The sequence below is a fragment of the Halobellus sp. H-GB7 genome (genome assembly GCF_030848585.1).
GTDB classification, from domain to species: domain Archaea; phylum Halobacteriota; class Halobacteria; order Halobacteriales; family Haloferacaceae; genus Haloquadratum; species Haloquadratum inordinatus.
Genome location: NZ_JAVDDW010000001.1, coordinates 815,806 through 832,457 on the forward strand (window position 1 = coordinate 815,806; position 16,652 = coordinate 832,457).

Annotated in this window: 13 protein-coding genes; 7 read left to right on the forward strand and 6 right to left on the reverse strand. The window is 62.4% G+C overall.

The window, feature by feature from the left end:
• Positions 1–17: 17 nt before the first annotated feature.
• The gene (locus tag RBH22_RS04330) at positions 18–779 is read right to left on the reverse strand and encodes an IclR family transcriptional regulator (protein ID WP_256290676.1); all 762 of its coding nucleotides are present in this window, start codon (positions 777–779) and stop codon (positions 18–20) included.
• Positions 780–1,570: 791 nt separating this feature from the next.
• On the opposite strand from RBH22_RS04330, the gene RBH22_RS04335 reads away from it, so the two are divergent.
• The 4 genes from RBH22_RS04335 (at position 1,571) to RBH22_RS04350 (ending at position 8,218) form a co-directional block, all read left to right on the forward strand.
• Positions 1,571–3,517 (forward strand): archaea-specific SMC-related protein, encoded by a 1,947-nt coding sequence (locus RBH22_RS04335; RefSeq protein WP_306676633.1) that lies wholly within the window; start codon positions 1,571–1,573, stop codon positions 3,515–3,517.
• 58 nt (positions 3,518–3,575) lie between these two features.
• On the forward strand, positions 3,576–4,193 hold the full coding sequence (gene rdfA, locus RBH22_RS04340) for a rod-determining factor RdfA (RefSeq protein ID WP_256290678.1): 618 nt from the start codon (positions 3,576–3,578) through the stop codon (positions 4,191–4,193).
• 860 nt (positions 4,194–5,053) lie between these two features.
• Entirely contained in the window at positions 5,054–6,451 is a 1,398-nt protein-coding gene (locus RBH22_RS04345) for an SLC13 family permease (RefSeq protein WP_306676634.1), read from the forward strand.
• Between the two features lie 96 nt (positions 6,452–6,547).
• Positions 6,548–8,218: an aldehyde ferredoxin oxidoreductase C-terminal domain-containing protein gene (locus RBH22_RS04350; RefSeq protein WP_306676635.1), complete on the forward strand. Its 1,671-nt coding sequence runs from the start codon at positions 6,548–6,550 to the stop codon at positions 8,216–8,218.
• Positions 8,219–8,369: 151 nt separating this feature from the next.
• Here the strand turns inward: RBH22_RS04350 and RBH22_RS04355 are convergent, their stop codons facing one another.
• Positions 8,370–9,416 carry a VOC family protein gene (locus RBH22_RS04355; RefSeq protein ID WP_306676636.1) on the reverse strand — a complete coding sequence of 349 codons (1,047 nt, stop codon included), beginning with the start codon at positions 9,414–9,416 and terminating at the stop codon, positions 8,370–8,372.
• Positions 9,417–9,616: 200 nt separating this feature from the next.
• On the opposite strand from RBH22_RS04355, the gene RBH22_RS04360 reads away from it, so the two are divergent.
• Positions 9,617–10,558 carry a VOC family protein gene (locus RBH22_RS04360; protein ID WP_306676637.1) on the forward strand — a complete coding sequence of 314 codons (942 nt, stop codon included), beginning with the start codon at positions 9,617–9,619 and terminating at the stop codon, positions 10,556–10,558.
• A 29-nt stretch (positions 10,559–10,587) separates the two neighbouring features.
• On the opposite strand, the gene RBH22_RS04365 is transcribed toward RBH22_RS04360, so the two are convergent.
• A complete protein-coding gene (locus RBH22_RS04365) occupies positions 10,588–11,370 on the reverse strand; it encodes a fumarylacetoacetate hydrolase family protein (protein WP_256290333.1) in 783 nt (260 codons plus the stop codon).
• A 108-nt stretch (positions 11,371–11,478) separates the two neighbouring features.
• Between RBH22_RS04365 and RBH22_RS04370 the strand changes: the two genes are divergently transcribed.
• Positions 11,479–11,865, forward strand: a complete 387-nt coding sequence (locus tag RBH22_RS04370; protein ID WP_256545009.1) for a VOC family protein — start codon at positions 11,479–11,481, stop codon at positions 11,863–11,865.
• A gap of 130 nt (positions 11,866–11,995) precedes the next feature.
• Here the strand turns inward: RBH22_RS04370 and dmpG are convergent, their stop codons facing one another.
• Both dmpG and RBH22_RS04380 read right to left on the reverse strand, forming a co-directional pair.
• Positions 11,996–13,039 (reverse strand): 4-hydroxy-2-oxovalerate aldolase, encoded by a 1,044-nt coding sequence (dmpG, locus tag RBH22_RS04375; RefSeq protein WP_306676638.1) that lies wholly within the window; start codon positions 13,037–13,039, stop codon positions 11,996–11,998.
• Positions 13,032–13,973 carry an acetaldehyde dehydrogenase (acetylating) gene (locus RBH22_RS04380; RefSeq protein WP_256290337.1) on the reverse strand — a complete coding sequence of 314 codons (942 nt, stop codon included), beginning with the start codon at positions 13,971–13,973 and terminating at the stop codon, positions 13,032–13,034. The genes dmpG and RBH22_RS04380 overlap by 8 nt, the downstream gene beginning before the upstream one ends.
• A gap of 189 nt (positions 13,974–14,162) precedes the next feature.
• Between RBH22_RS04380 and RBH22_RS04385 the strand changes: the two genes are divergently transcribed.
• Complete coding sequence (locus RBH22_RS04385) at positions 14,163–14,951, forward strand: aldolase/citrate lyase family protein (RefSeq protein WP_256545011.1); 789 nt, start codon at positions 14,163–14,165, stop codon at positions 14,949–14,951.
• Between the two features lie 169 nt (positions 14,952–15,120).
• On the opposite strand, the gene RBH22_RS04390 is transcribed toward RBH22_RS04385, so the two are convergent.
• A complete protein-coding gene (locus RBH22_RS04390) occupies positions 15,121–16,605 on the reverse strand; it encodes an aldehyde dehydrogenase family protein (RefSeq protein ID WP_306676639.1) in 1,485 nt (494 codons plus the stop codon).
• Positions 16,606–16,652 lie beyond the last annotated feature (47 nt).

The following is a 16,652-nucleotide window of genomic DNA, read 5'->3' on the forward strand; positions in this document are numbered from 1 at the left end:
GAAATATTCGGACGCTTTCAGGGCGCGTATTGGTAGTTGACTGAGACGATGTTCGCAGACTTTTGGACCTCTCTGACGAACTCGTCTCGTTGCTCGTCGTCGAGGAGTCGATCGCTCGGACAGACGATCCCGACTGAGCCGAGAACGCGATCCTCGACGCGGACGGGTGCCGCCACCGCGCCCATCCCGACCACCTGCTCGTCCCGGTCGATACTGTATCCCCGCTCGCGGACTGCTTCGAGTTCGGCGGTCAGTTCTTCGGGATCGGTGATCGAGTTCGCGGTCTGCGCTGGTAGCCCGCGCGTCTCGATGATGCGCTCGATGGACTCCTCGCCGAGATGGGCCAGAATGGCTTTGCCGCCCGCGTGTGTGTGAATCGGTGTCCGGAATCCGGGATAGATCCCCAGTTGGAGGGAGTCCGATCCGAATTCCGTGTGGAGAATAACGAATTCGCCCCGCTCTTCGACGTTGACGCTGGCCTGTTCTCCGGTCTTTTCTACCAGACGTTCGAGTTCGGGTTTAGCGACGTGAAATAGCCGATTCCGGTACTTCACCTGGCCACCCAGTTCGAGCAGTTGGAATCCGAGCCGGTAGGTACCGTCGTCGTTGACCACGTAGCCCATCGTTCGCAGCGTCCGCAGGTAGTCGTGGACGGTGCTCTTCGGGAGATCGAGTCGTCGTGCCAGGTCGGCGACCCCGACCTGTTTCTCCTCTTTGAGTACTTCCATTATCTCGAACGCTCGTTGGACCGTCTTCAGCGGTGGTGTGTCGTCGCTCATTCTTACGCTGTGCATCAGACTCGACGGACCTAAAGACACCGGTTATTTCGGACAGTACGTCGATCGAATCGTCGGAGCCACTCTCGCGGCGAAACTGTTGTATAGAGGCTCCTTTTCCGTACTAAGACAGGACTAACAGACAGTGTGGCCCGACAATCGGATCGGCTAATAGTAAAAAAGCAGACGCGTTGAGTGTGAGAAGGTATAGTAGCATTTGCAAGTCCTCACGCATCCGATCGTACGCTGTCGTGCGGTCGGATGAGCAATCAGTTGCAAATGCTACTATAGAGTTAGGATTCCGTCCGACATTCTCAGACGCCACGCTGGACATTTCAGACATACGTTCTGGCCAGAGGTGATGGGACGCTTGCGGTCGTCCGGCAACGAACGCGGTCCTCTCACGTGCCGAACGCAGACGTGATTCGGCGAACTGTCAGCCGTTCACCGAGGCGAAGGCTGTGGACCTTTCGTGGCCAGGACGTACGGAGAATTATTACTCGGAATCGTGTTTCGTCCCACGGGTCGGCCAGCAAATTAACCCCACCACTGTCGCGGGGTCCTAACGGAAGTACAATTGTTATTCTCTCCGTGACGGAACGTCCGGAGCGAAGGACGTGTCCCACTCTTGTCCGGCGCCTCTGATCGGCGCATTCCGGCGGTTTGGGTCTGGGTGTGGCACCGGCTCGTCCAACGCTGTTCGGCGATATTGGACACGAGACCGACGAGGGCATCTGTCCGGGGCCAGATAATAGTACACAAAGTATATATACGCAAGAGAAAATAAGACAGGTATGGCTACATCCGAGCAACTGACTGACTCCGCTCACTTCTCGGTCGAGAACATCGGTGGGATCGACCAGACTGAGGTCGATATTCCGCCCGGCGTGACGGTTCTCACCGGTAAGAACGCGACGAACCGGACCTCCTTCCTCCGATCGATTATGTGTGCGATGGGGAGCCAGCGGGCCTCTCTGAAAGGCGACGCAGACGAGGGTCGCGTCGAGATGACGCTCGACGGCGACACTTACGAGCGAACGCTCAAGCGAGTGGGTGACGACGTCACCTTCGAGGGCGACGGCTACCTCAACGATCCCGAAGTCGCCGACCTGTTCGCATTCCTGCTCGAAACCAACGACGCCCGTCAGGCGGCCGCCCGTGGCGACCAGCTTCGTGACGTCATTATGCGACCTGTCGACGTCGACGCGATCCGCGCGGAGATCCGCCGACTCGAAACCGAGAAGGGCGACATCAACGACGAGTTGGCTAACATCGAGTCGCGAAAGCGCGACCTCCCGCAACTCGAACAGCGGCGCAACACCCTCCGTGAGAAGATCGAGGACAAGCGCGAGGAACTCGCCGAGCTCGAAGACGAGATCGACGACAGCAGCCGGGACGTCGAGCAGGGACGGAAAGAGCAGGCCGAACTCGAAGAGAAACTCCAAGAGCTGCGGCAGACCCGCTCGGAACTCGAAACCATCCGCCGCAAGATCGAGCGCCAAGAGGAGAGCATCTCGTCGCTGAAGCGCGAACGCAGCGACCTCGAGTCGGATCTCGACGATCTGCCGGAGACGCCGATGGGCGACCACCGGGACCTCGAATCCGAGATCGATCGGCTCCGTACGGAACGGCAGGATCTGAACACGGAGATCAACGAACTCCGCAGTCTGATACAGTACAACGAAGAGCGCCTCGAAGCCGAGGACTACGAACTGCTGCAGGACGGGGGCGCGGCCGCCGAGGAGAGCGGCGGCTCGCTCACCGACCAGTTGGTCGACTCCGACTCCGAGACGGTCGTCTGCTGGACCTGTGGCTCCTCGGTCGAGCGCGAGCAGATCGAATCGACGATCGACCGGCTGAAATCGCTCCGCACCGAGAAGGTCGACGCGCTCAACGACGTCAAAAGCCAGCTCGAAGAGCTGAAACAGGAGCAGCGAGAGGCGACCAAGAAGCAGCGTCGTCGAACTGAAATCGAACGCAAACTCGACGATATCGAGGCGGAACTCGACCGGCGTGACGAGCAGATCGACGCGCTGAAAGCGAACCGCGAAGGCCTGACCGACGAGGTCGAGTCTCTGGAGTCCGAAGTGGAGAGCCTCGAATCGGCGGACTTCGACGAGATCCTCACGCTGCACAAAGAGGCGAATCAGCTGGAGTTCGAGATCGACAGCCTCGAATCCGACCTCGACGACGTGACGAGCGAGATCGAAGAGATCGAAGCCGACGTCGAGCGCGCGGACGACCTCCGGGAACAGCGCACGGAACTCGTCGACGAACTCACCGACCAGCGGACGAAGATCGACCAGATCGAGGCCGAAGCGGTCGACTCGTTCAACGAGCATATGGAGTCGATCCTCGACCTGTTGGGATATGAGAACATCGAGCGTATCTGGATCGAGCGGATCGAGGACGCGGGCTCGACGAACGGGCAGACGCGCTTCGAGCTGCACATCGTGCGGACGACCGAGAACGGCGCGGCCTACGAGGACACGATCGACCACCTCTCGGAGAGCGAACGAGAGGTAACGGGACTGATCTTCGCGCTCGCGGGCTATCTCGTCCACGACCTCCACGAGTCGGTGCCGTTCATGGTGCTCGACTCGCTGGAAGCGATCGACTCCGACCGGATCGCCGCGCTCGTCGAGTACTTCGCGGACTACGCGGACTTCCTCGTCGTCGCGCTGCTGCCGGAAGACGCCCAGGCTCTCGACGACCGGTTCACGCGCGTGACTTCGATCTGAGCCCGATCGGGACCGACAGCCCAGTACATTTTTCAGACCCTTCGGCGAAAGAACCCCAATGTCAAACACGACCGACAATCGACCATCGAGCAAGGTGGCGCGGCTGATCTCCGAATACGGCCTCGACGGCCTCGGAGACGAGCTCGAAGCCCGCTGGACGGGCGACGGCGTCGAGCGGACGAGCCTGCGCGACCTCGCGGACTACTTCAACGAACGACTCCTGGAGCAAGCCCTCATCGACGCCGGAATGAGTGCGCTCGAGAGCGATGTCTCCTCGACGTACGAGAATCTGACCGACGATGACGTCAGTACAGGTGTCAGAACAGACACGCGCAATCGCCTCGAACAGAACGGCGTCGACGTCGACGCGCTCGAATCCGACTTCGTCAGTTACCAGGCGATCAGATCGTACCTCACCGAGTACCGCGACGCCGAGTACCGGCGACTCTCCGACGAGGAGAAAGTGGAGAAGGACCTCCAGAGCATCCAGCGACTGATGACGCGGACGCTCTCCGTTACCGAAGAACGCATCGAGAAGCTTCGCGAGACCGGCCGGATCGACGTCGACGAGTTCGAGGTGCTCTTGGACGTGCAGGTGCTCTGTCAGAACTGCGGCGAACAGTACTCTATCTCGGAGTTCCTCGAACAGCGCGGCTGTGAGTGTCAGCGCGACTGACGCTGACTGTCGTTCACTCTGCACTCAGAGAGTTCCTGTTGGTTGCGCTAAAATTCGAGTTCGGCGGCGACCCAACGCAGAACGTATGTCGGACTCCGCGTCCCCCTGGACGGCTATCGTCGCGTTCGAAAGTGATTACGCAGCCGATCACGCTGTCGTGCAATTACGTTCGTGACGACGTGCGAATGATACGGAAGTTCTGTATATGAAAACAAATCTCGGAACACGACGCTGACTGAACGCCAATCGGAGTATGCAAACAACAGTACATCTGTTATTCGAGGCGCAGTTACGAGCGCTTTCAGTGACGGTACGTCATCGATTTTCCAGTAGAATATTAAATATGTTAGCGTATGAGCGAATTATTTACCAACTTCTACCACTACTTGCGCCCTAACATTTTGAGAAAATGCGCCCAAATCCTGATTTATCTAATTAATATCCAAAATCCATCTCTGGGCCAATTGTTTTGACATTGAAAATCCTCCACTTTCGTCGTAACTGCTTCAATCAGACAGTGATCGAACAGAGACTCGCTCTCCCGGCGCCGTCCTCCGGCACTACTCGACGTCGAGTCTGACATCGACGACGGCTGTACGGTCGTCAGTTCGGTCGGCGTCGTTCCTGGGGACCGTATGAAATCTGGTGTGACCTACGGCCCTCTCTGGGTTGGTCGTGTACAGGGGACACAGTCGAAAGACGAATATGTGCATAATGTGAGTTGTTGAATAATTCGCCCCCGTCACGTGCATCGAATCCGGAGCCGTCGACCACGTCGAAGTCCGAACATATATACAACCGATCGTCGATAACTCATCCGTGTTGAAACGGGAGCCAGCGGCGGGGGGCACAGCGCGGCGATGACGAACGTCGCTACCGCTATCGTTCGTGACCGCGCGGCCCTGTCGGTCCCGATCGGGCTCGTTGCAGCGGCGGGTGTGCGGCTCGGAGCGCCGTTCGATCCCGCAGGGGCGACGATGCTCGCCATTACCGCGTTCTGCATCGCGCTGTGGATCGGAAACCTCATTTCGCCCGCCTACACCGGCGTACTCTGTCTCGGACTCGTCGGCCTCGCGTTCTCGCTCGACCTCGCTCTCTCGGGGTTCCGCTCGCCTGCGACGTGGCTCATCGCGTTCGGTCTCGTGATGGGCGAGGCGACCCGGCGGAGCGGACTCGCCGAGTGGACGGGCCGCTGGATCGTCCACCGCGTCACGGTCGATGACCCCGCTGTGCATCCGGTCCGGACGTACCGTCGCTTACTGGCCGGCCTGTCGCTCGCCGGACTCGCTCTCGTCCTCGTGATCCCGGTCGGGATCGTCCGCGTGCTCGTCCTCGCGCCGGTCGCACTCGAAGTCGGCGACCGGTTCGACGCCCGGGACGCGAAGCTCGGGCTGTTCTTCGGTCCGATTCTGATCACGTATCTCGGGACCGTCGCGGTGCTCACCGGTGGCTCGCCGAACATCGTCGTGCTCGGGATCTTCGAGTCGATCACGGGGGCGTCGATCGCTTGGACCGAGTGGTTCGTCCTGCTCTTTCCCGTGATGGGCGTCGGTCGACTGCTCGTGATCCTCGGCGTCGTCTACGCGCTCTATCGGCCGCAGGCCGACTGGACGATCGAGGAACAGACGTCGACGTTGCGGTCGATGACGGGTTCCGAACGCCGGATGCTCGCGTTCCTCCTGGCGGGCGTCGCCCTCTGGGTGACTGACGTGTTCCACGGACTGCACCCGGTGTACGGCGCGATGTTCGTAGCGGTGCTCGCGTTTCTCCCGGGAATCGGCATCGCGGATTTCGAGGACACCGTCGGCGGTATCGACTTCTCGATTCTGTTCTTCATCGCCGCCGTGCTGGCGATCGGCGAGGGGCTGACTCGGACGAACGTCGCGTCCGCACTCGCCGAACGCCTCCTGACTATCGTCCCGACTGAGGCACCGCTTTTTGCGGTGCTCGCGATCGTCTTTTTGTTTACGGTGGGGCTGATGTTCGTCATCAGCGGCTTGGCCGCTGCGAGCGTCGTGACGCCCGTCGTCGTCGCGTTCGCCGCCGATGCGGGCCTCCCAGTCGTACCGATCACGTTGACGGAAGCGGTTGCGCTCCAGATGCCGTTCTTCCCCTATCAGTCGGCCGTCCTCGTCGTCATCTTAGCGTACGAAATCGTCGAGGCGCGAGAACTGATCCGCGTCGTCTCCGCGGTCACGCTCGCGACGATTCTCATCTTGGTGCCGATCCAACTCGGAATCCTGGCGATGGCCGGGTGAGTGACGGACGCAAGCACGTGACGGCAGCGTGCGCGTGAACACCGCTCGCGATCCGTGGGCGACGGGTTTTTGTATTCGCTTGCGTATTTGCGTACGATGCTACACGCACACGGATCGCTGCTGACGGTCGACGTCGGCGACCGCACAGCGGAGACGACGAACATCGACGAGGAACTCTCGGAGTTCATCGGCGGTCGCGGCGTCTCGACCAAGTTGGCGCACGACCGGATCCCCTACGACGCGGATCCCCTCGGCCCGGAGAACCGGGTCTACCTCGCCTCCGGGCCGCTCCAGCAGTCCTCGATGAGCTTCACGGGGCGGATGAATCTGACCGGCCTTTCGCCGCTCACCGACGGGATCCTCTCCTCGAACGCCGGCGGCTACCTCTCGCGGAACTTCGTCGGCACCGGTCACTCGGTCGTCGAGGTCGCGGGCGCGAGCGACGAACTCCTTGCCGTGCACGTCCGCGACGACGGCGTCGAGTTCGAGGCCGTCCCCGAGCTGGAAGGAGCGACCGTTCCCGAGGTCACGGAGGCGATGAACGAGCGCTACGGCCTCGAGAGCGAGAACCTCGTGACGATCGGTCCGGCGGGCGAAAACGAGGTCCGGTTCGCCTCGGCGATGACCTACGACGAGCGCGCCTTCGGTCGCGGCGGACTCGGCGCGATCCTGGGCTCGAAGAACGTCAAGTGTCTCACGTTCGAGGGCGACTCCGCGCCCGAGATCGAGATGCCCAACGAGGACGTCCAGATGGACGTTCACCGCCAGGCCGCGACCAGCGACGACATCTTCCGCCGACAGGGGACGACTCATCTCGTCCAGATTCTCAACGACAACTTCTCGCTGCCGACGCGATACTTCTCGGAGCTCTCCTTCGAGAACGCCGAGAAGATCAACGGCGACCGCGTCGAGGAGAAGAAGTACAAGAAGGCAGCCTGTTCGGTGTGCGCGTTCGCGTGTAAGCTTCCGACCCGCGACGAGGCGAGTGGGCTGGAGACCGAAGGGCCGGAGTTCGAGACGATTATGGCCTTCGGCAGCAACTCCGGCGTCGACGACATCGTTGACGTGATGAAGTCCAACGATATGTGCGACGACCTCGGGATGGACACCATCTCCTGCGGCAACACCATCGCCGCGTACCTCGCCAGCGAGGACGAGTTCGGCAACGTCGAACTGATTCACGAACTCGTCGAGAAGATCGCCTACCGCGAGGGCGTCGGCGACAAACTCGCAGAGGGCATCGACCGCATCTACGAGGACCTCGGCGTCGACAACTGGACCGTGAAGGGAATGGACTTCGCCGCCCACGACGGCCGCGTCGTCCACGGCCAGGGGCTCTCCTACGCCGTCGCGAACCGCGGCGCCGACCATATGTACTCGACGACGATGATCGCCGAGTACAACGACGTCATCCCCGCGGAGGGTACCGCCGGCAAAGCGGAGTTCATCATCGACAACGAGAACCGCAACGCCGTCCGCGACAGCGCCGTCCTCTGTCAGTTCGGTCTCGGTCGCGTCATCGAAGAGGAGATCTTCGAGGCGCTCTTCGACGTGGACTACGAGGACCTGCTCGCGGTCGGCGATCGGGTCGTGAACCTCGAACGGCACTTCAGCAATCAGCGCGGCCGCGACGCCGACGACGACACGCTCCCCTACGACCTGCCCGATCTGGAGTCCTCGATCCAGGAGTACTACGACCACCGCGGCTGGACGGACGACGGCGTCGTCCCCGGCGACCTCGTCTCCGAGTACGCGCAAGCGGACTGAGCTCGTCTCCCGCGTCTTTCTTCTCTTGTTTTATGAGCATCAACGGCGCTGTCTGAAGGCGTCTCTACCAAATAGACACGTCCCGGATGCTCGCAGGGACATCGCTCTGTGACGACGAAAATGGACAGACGCTGGATTCGGGAGTCCTCGTTCAGTCGTCGGCTGCTTCGGGCTCCATCGACTGGTAGCGCTCGCGGAGGTGGTGGCTTTCCTGATCACTCCAGTCGTCTTCGTCGGTGGGGACGAAGTCGTACTGGCGGCGGGCGTGTGAGCCGGCTTTGCCGCCCCACCAGACGAACGTGTCCGAGCCGTCTTCGGGCGTCCAGGTGATCGTCTCCCAGTCGGGATCGAAGATGAGGTACCCGCCCGCGAAGATCTCGATCTTGTTGCCCGAGGGTTCGACGTAGTAGTTGAAGTGCGCTTGACTCACGCCGTGGCGGGCGGGGCCGCCCACCATCTCGATGCCGCGCTCGCGAAGCAGGTCCGCCGCGCGTTCGAGTTCGCCCGACTGGCCGCCGTCCATGTAGTAGGCCACGTGGTCGATCTTGTCGTTGACGTTCGCGTCCGGTGGCGAGTTCACGAACGCGATCTCGTGGACGAGCGGGGAGACACTGAGCCACGCGCCGACCTGGTTGCCCTCGGGATCGACGCCCTCCTCGCGGAGGTTGAACCCCAGGACGTCCTCGAACCACTCGACGCACTCGGGGACGTTGGTGACGTTGAAGTTCACGTGGTCGATGCGTCGGAGTCCGGCGCCGCGTTCGGGTTTGCGCGCGGGTTGGTTTTTGAGTCGGGCGCGGTTTTCTTCTTTGACCGTGTCGAAGGCGCGGTCGACGTCGTAGACGAGCTCGAAGTACTCGGGGGTCTCGCCGGGGTAGTCGAACTTGAGCGCGCGGCCCTGGCCGGGTTCTTTGTCCTCGTCGGCCCACTCGGTGTCGTAGCCGGAGTCTTCGATGCGCTGTTGTAGTACCTCGAAGTCGCCTTCGTCTTCGAGCATCCAGGCGACGTGGTTGCAGCCCCACTCGTCGCCCTCGCGAAGGATGAGCGTGTAGTCCTGCCAGTCGCCGTAGGCGGCGAGGTAGTAGGCGTCGTCCTCCTCGTGGCGGACGTACATTCCCATCGTGTCGCGGAAGTGTTCGAGCGACGCTTCGAGGTCTGGACAGTACAACTCGGCATGTGCAAGGGTCGCAATACCCATACACGCGGGGAGCGCATCATACATAATAAATAATTCGGTGATTCTCGGTAAATCACAAACAGCGGACTCGCACAAAGGTTCGACGGCCTCCCGGCGCGTTCCAAACCGTGGGCTCAGTCGTCGACAGCCGCACCGAACCGACGCACTCGCCGCAGTCTTAGAAAAATGTATATAACAGAACTGCAAAACTGATACACAGTATGGCAGAACTTGCCAAACTTGGACACATAGCGTTCGAGACGCCCGATCTCGAGGAATCGTTGTGGTTCTTCCGCGACCTGATGGGTATGAAGGTCGTCGAACGGGAGGACGACACCGCATATCTCTGTGCGCTCCGGGATTACGAGCACCACACGATGAGCCTCACCGAGGGCGAGAAAGGCGCCGTCGATCACATCGCGTTCCGCGCGCAGAACCCCGAATCCGTCGAGGAGTACGCAGAGCGACTGGAAGAACTCGGGATGGACGTCACGTGGACCGAAGACGGTCACGAGGCGGGCATCGGCGACTCGATTATGTTCGAGCTCCCGGCGGGGCACCGCTTCGAGATCTACTACGAGATGGACAAACCCGATATCGACGGAGAACAGCGCTCGAAGATCCCGATGCGGCGCTACAGCCCCGAGCACGCGAACCGCGTGTACCCCCAGCGGATCGACCACACCCACGTGCAGGACGGACAGCCCGAGAAGACCTCACAGCTCTTCGAGGAGGAGTTCGGGATGGGACTGAACGAGGTCTTCAAATCCGAGGACGGCACGACCTGGGGTTGGTGGCACGCTACGACGCCGCTGCCGCACGACATCGCGGTCCACCGACTCGAAGAGGAGAAACACGAGTTCCACCACATCGCCTACCACCTCGATCACCTGCAGGATCTGTGGGACGCCGCCGACATCCTCTCGGAGAACAACATCGAGATCGACGGCGGCCCCGGCAAGCACGCCATCACGAACGCGAACTACCTCTACGTCAAGGACCCCGCCAGTGGCATCCGTCTCGAACTGTTCGCCGGGCCAGGCTATCTCAACTTCGAGCCGGACTGGGAGACCGTCGTCTGGCAGGAGGAAATCGGATCGGAATCCGACCACCAGTGGTTCGGCACGCAGTACAGCCTCGGCGGCATCCCGTACACCGAATAGCGTCGCGCGCCCGCGAACCTCGCCGTCTTTTATTCGTCGCTGAGTCGGGCGTTGACCGTACCGATCGAGGAGAACTCGACGGAGATCACGTCGCCCGGCGCGAGATCGACGGCCGGCGTCAGCGACCCGCTCAAGACGAGATGACCGGCTTCGATCTGCTCGTCTAAGTCTGCGAGGGTGTTCGCAAGCCACGCGACCGACCGGGCGGGGTGATCGAGCACGGCCGCACCTACGCCGGACGATTCGAGCGTACCGTTCTTGTAGAGCTTGACGCCTTCGAGCGAGAGATCCTGATCGGGAACCGTCGTCTGCTCGCCCGTGACGTACAGCGCTGAGGAGGCGTTGTCTGCGATCGTGTCCTGGATCCGGATGTCCCAGTCGCGGACGCGGCTGTCGATGACCTCGACGACAGGCAGCACCGAACTGGTCGCATCGAGCACGTCCAGATACGTCACCGGCGGCGAGAGCGACTCCTCCATAACGAACCCGATCTCGGGTTCGACCCGCGGCTGGAGGAGTTCGTCGCCGGGGATCTCTCGCCCCGCGACGAACATCGTATCGAGGAGGCGGCCGAAGTCGGGCTCCTCGACGCCGAGTTGTTCCTGAATACCGTCGCTCGTCAGGCCGATCTTGTGGCCGACGATCTCCGCCCCGTCGTCGAGACGGCGCTCGACGAGTCGCGTCTGGATGTCGTAGGCGTCCGACTTCGTCAGTTCGTGGTCCGCAGTGAGGCGATCGATCGGCGACTGCGTCCGAAGCGCCGTGTAGAGCGATTCGGCCAACTCCTCGCGGGTTTCTGCTGGAACTGCCATATGCTCGCTACTGAGTCGGGCATCAAATAGGTTGGTGTCCGGCATCCGAACGCGGGCCGCGAACGCTGACCCCCGTGATTTATGTCGACGCCTGCCCCGCCTTGGAGTATGGACGTAATTCACAGCGCGATTTGGGTATCGGACATCGACGAGACGCTCGACTTCTACGTCGGCGCGCTCGGCCTAGAGAAGACCAACGAGTTCGTCGGCGGCGACGACGCCCGAAACGTCTACGTCCGCGGCGAGAGCGACGCCGAGATCCAGTTCAAGCACAAGCCCGGTCACGACCTCGGCGAGCAGAGCCGCGCCCGCTTCGACCACCTCGCGCTCGAAGTCGACGACACCGACGCGGAGGTCGAGCGCCTGCAAGAGGAGACCGAGACAGAACTGCTCCGCGGCCCGCTCGACTCCACGGGCGCGAGCGCGCGCGTCGCCTTCATCACGGACCCGGACGGGCACGTGATCGAACTGGTCGAGCCGCGAGAAGATCTCTAATAGGGATTATCGTAACTGTTCAGAGACTCTCGCCGTACCGTCCGGCGAGAAATCTATGCAGGCTTACGATAATCCCTATAAGTTCCGAGAACCGGAGAGACAGAAAAACGAAACCGCGGTCGATTTGCCGTCAGTCGTCCGAGGCCGCTTCGGCGGTCTCGGCGTCTTTCTCGCTGGCGAGTCGCGAGGCGACATCGGTGATCAGGTCCTCCTGACCGCCGACGACCTCCATCTCGCCGAGTTCGATCAGGATCTCGCGGGGGTCGATGTCGTACTTTTCGCCCGCGCGACGGGTGTGCCGGAGGAACGAGGAGTAGACGCCGGCGTAGCCCAAAAGCAGCGAGTCGTTGTCGAGTTCGGGCATCTCGTCGTCGGAGATCATCGGGACGAGGACGTCCTCGGCGGCGTCCATCGTGCCGAAGAAGTCCGGGTTGACGTCGTAGCCGGCTTTCTCCAGTGTACCGACGAGCACCTCCATCTGGGCGTTGCCCGAGCCCGCACCGAGCCCACGTAGACAACCGTCGATCGTCACCGCGCCGGAATCGAGCGCCGCGAGCGAGTTGCCGATCCCGAGCCCGAGGTTGTTGTGAGCGTGAAAGCCCACGTCGATCGAGAGTTCGTCGGCGAGCAGACTGACGCGGTCGCGGACGTCGCTCGGCAGCAACGCGCCGGCGGAATCCATCACGTAGACGGCGTCGGCGCCGTAGCTCTCCATCAGTTGGGCCTGTTCGAGAACCGTTTCGGGCGCTGCCATATGCGAGAGCATCAGGAGGCCGTTCGCTTCGAGGCCCTGGTCTTTGACGTACTCGAAGTGCTCCTCGGAGACGTCGGCCTCGGTGACGTGGGTCGCGATCCGGCAGATGTCCGCCCCGTGATCGATCGCCATATCGATCTCCTCGATCGTACCGATGCCGGGCAGCATCAGGACCGACAGCTCGGTGTCAGTGAGTTCCGGCGTCACGGCGTCGAGGTACTCCTCGGTGCTGGCCGCCGAGAAGCCGTAGTTGATCGAGGAGCCGCCCATTCCGTCGCCGTGAGACACCTCGACGACGTCCATCTCGGCCGCGTTCAGGGCGCCCGCGACGTCTGCCATCTCCTCGGGCGTGAACTGGTGGTCGACGGCGTGCATCCCGTCGCGGAGCGTCATATCGACCAGCCGGACCGAATCAGTCATCGCTGACACCCCCGATGGGGCTGGCGTCGACTGGCTGCTGTGCGATCCGTTCGGCGGCACCGAGTGCTGCGCTTGTCATAATGTCGAGGTTGCCCGCGTACGGCGGGAGATGTTGGCCCTCGCCCTCGACTTCGATCATCGTGGTGAGGATGATCGAGTCGCCGAGGTCGAAGGCGACGTCGTCTTGGTCTTTGACTGTCGGTTCGAGCGTGACCTCGTAGCCGGGGACGTACGTCTGGACGTCCGCTTCGATACGGGAGACAGAGTCGCGGACCTCGTCGACGTCCGTGTTCTCGTCGACCATCGTGTAGACGGTGTTCCGCATCATAATCGGCGGCTCCGCCGGGTTCAGGGTGATGATCGCCTTCCCGTCGTCGGCCCCGCCGACCTCTTCGAGTCCCGCCGCGGTCGTCTGGGTGAACTTGTCGATGTTACCTCTCGTGCCCGGGCCGGCGCTCTTCGAGGCGATGTGCGAGATCATCTCGGCGTACTCGACGTTCGAGACGCGGTTGACGGCGTGGACGAGCGGGATCGTCGCCTGGCCGCCGCAGGTGACCATATTGATGTTCTGCGTCTCGCCGATCACGTCGTCGAGGTTGACGACGGGAACGGTGTAGGGACCGATCGCGGCCGGTGTGAGGTCGATCGCGAACAGACCGAGATCCTCATAGACCGGCGCGTGCTGTTCGTGAATGCCCGCGCTCGTGGCCTCGAAGACGATGTCGAACTCGTCTGCGTGTTCTTCGATGCTGTCGATGCCTTCGGTGCCGACGTCGATCCCTTGTTCGACGGCGGCCTGGAGTCCTTCGGACTCCTCGACCGGGAAGATACCTACCATCCGCTGGAGGTCGATATTCTCACTCCGGTCGAGTATCTTGTACATCAGGTCGGTTCCGATGTTACCCGGACCGACTATCGCCGCATCTAACGACATATCGTTCGGTAGGAATTTATCGTACAAATAACTTCGCCTACGGTACGCGAGCAGATCGGATAGGACGGTGGGAAATCCCGCGCGAAACGCGGATACGGACTCCGTACTGTCAATCACGAGATTCGAATGCGACCGCCGAATATGATGCGTACCCGAAAGTTCAAGCGATTTGCAGCGGTACCCGACGGTATGGGAGACGACCTCAGTCTCGGAGACGACTTCACGTCGCGACTCCGCGCGTGCGAACCGGTCGCCGGCTGTTGGATCTCGATCGGCCATCCCGCCAGCGCCGAACTCCTCGCCGGCGTCGGCTACGACTTCGCCGTACTGGACGGCGAACACACCGAGATGACGCTGGAAGCGCTAGCGACGGTGGTCCGGGCTGTCGCTGCCGCGGGCACGGACACGGTCCCGATCGTTCGCGTCGCCTCGAACGATCCGACCGAGGTGAAGCGCGTCCTCGACCTCGGTCCGGTGGGCGTGATGGTGCCGTCCGTCGAGACGGCCGCGGAGGCCGAACGCGCCGTCGACGCCTGCACCTATCGACCGCACGGGCGCCGCGGCGTCGCGGGCTACCGTGCGGCCGGCTACGGCGCGAACCTGCAGGAGTACGTCGAATCGGCGAGCGAGGAGGTGCTGACGATCGTGCAGGTGGAGTCCGAGCGGGGCGTCGAGAACGTCGCGGAGATCGCCGCCGTCGACGGCGTCGATGCGCTGTTCATCGGCCCGGTCGACCTCTCGGCCTCGCTGGACGTGTTCGGCGACTACGACGCCGACGCGATGCAGGACGCGGTCGAGCGGATCGTCGACGCGGCGGACGAGGCGAACACGCCAGTTGGCACGCTCGCGACGAGCCGTGCGGAAGTCGGCGTCCGCGACGACTGGGGCGTCGACTTCCTGGCGATGGGACCGGATCTGGCGATGCTCGGTGAAACCGCCCGGGATTACCTCTCGACGTACCGCGGGCGGCACGAATAGCAGCGATGCTGTCGGTGTCAGATCAGGTCAGGCCAGATCAGGAGTAGAACGACACGAGAGAGAAGGACAGTTTTGGCGTCAGTCCCTTTTATAGGGATTATCGTAACTGTTCGGAGATTCTCGCCGTACCGTCCGGCGAGACATCTATGGAGACTTACGATAATCCCTATTAGAAGGGGTACTCGCGTGGTTCGCGCTGGACGGACGTCCACTTGGTCTGGGTGAACTCGTCGATGATCCACTTGCCGTTGTAGCGGCCCATCCCCGAGTCTTTCACCCCGCCGAAGGGGACGTGTGGTTCGACGTTGACAGTCTGGTCGTTGACGTGGACCATCCCGGCCTCGATCCGGTCGGCGACGTCGCGAGCGCGGCCACGATCGGCTGAGTGAACCGACGCTGCGAGGCCGTACTCGGTATCGTTTGCGAGTTCGACCGCTTCGTCGTCGTCGCTGAAGGGGATGATCGGCGCGACGGGTCCAAAGTGCTCGTTGCACGCGGCGGCCATCTCGTTGGTGACGTTCGTGAGGACGGTCGGCTCGACGAACAGGCCCTCGCCAGCACCGCCGGTTTCGAGAGTCGCCCCCTGCTCGACGGTGCGGTCGATGTAGTCGAGCATCTCCTCGCGCTGGTCCGCGTTGATGATCGGGCCGATCACGACGTCGTCGTCGAGCGGGTCGCCGATCTTCAGTTCGGCGGCGCGCTCGGCGAGTCGTTCGGCGTACTCCTCGTAGATCGACTCGTGGACGAGGTGGCGGTTGATCGAGATGCAGACCTGTCCCTGATTCCAGAACGAGCCGAAGACGCCCGCATCGACAGCCGCGTCGAGGTCGGCGTCTTCGAGCACGACGTGGGGGTTGTTGCCGCCGAGTTCTAAAGCGGGGAACGCGAAGTGATCGACCGCGTTCTGGCCGACCATCTGCCCGACTGGGGTCGATCCGGTGAAAGCGATGACCTCACAGTCGGGGTGCGAGGCGACGCGGTCGCCGGCCTCGGGGCCGGTCCCGGTGACGACGTTCAGGACGCCCTCGGGGAGGCCGGCCATCTCGAAGAGGCGCGCGAGCAGCAACCCTCCGGAGATCGACGTTTCCTGTGCGGGCTTGAGCACGACGCTGTTTCCGAGCGCGATGGCGGGCGCGACCGCGCGGATCGAGAGCTTCAGCGGGACGTTCCACGGCGAGATCACGCCGACGACGCCGACTGGCTCGCGCTGGATGATGTTCTCTTTGCCGGGGATCTTCGACTGATTGTGCCCGCCGGAGGAGCGAAACGCGAAGGATGCCGCGTCGTGAACGAAAGTGATGGTCCCGCCGACTTCGATGTCCTGGCGCGGCTTCGTTCCGCCGCTCTCGACGGCGAGAATCTCTCGAATTTCGTCCTCGTACTCCTCGATGAGGGTCGCCGCGCGGCGGACGACGGCGGCGCGTTCGTCGGGGGTCGTCTCCTCCCACTCCGCCTGGGCCCGCGTAGCGGCCTCGAAGGCGCGATCGACGTCGTCGACTGAGGCCGCCGGGACCTCCGTGACGGACTCGCCGGTCGCGGGGTTCGTCACGTCGATTCGGTCTCTGTCGTCGGGCGTTTCCCACTCACCGTCGATGTAGAGGGCGTTCCAGAAGGCGTCGATCGAGATCTCCTGGGATACCTCACTCTCGGACATACACGTCTACGAACACGTCCCACGAGTAAAATAATACCGACCCCGGA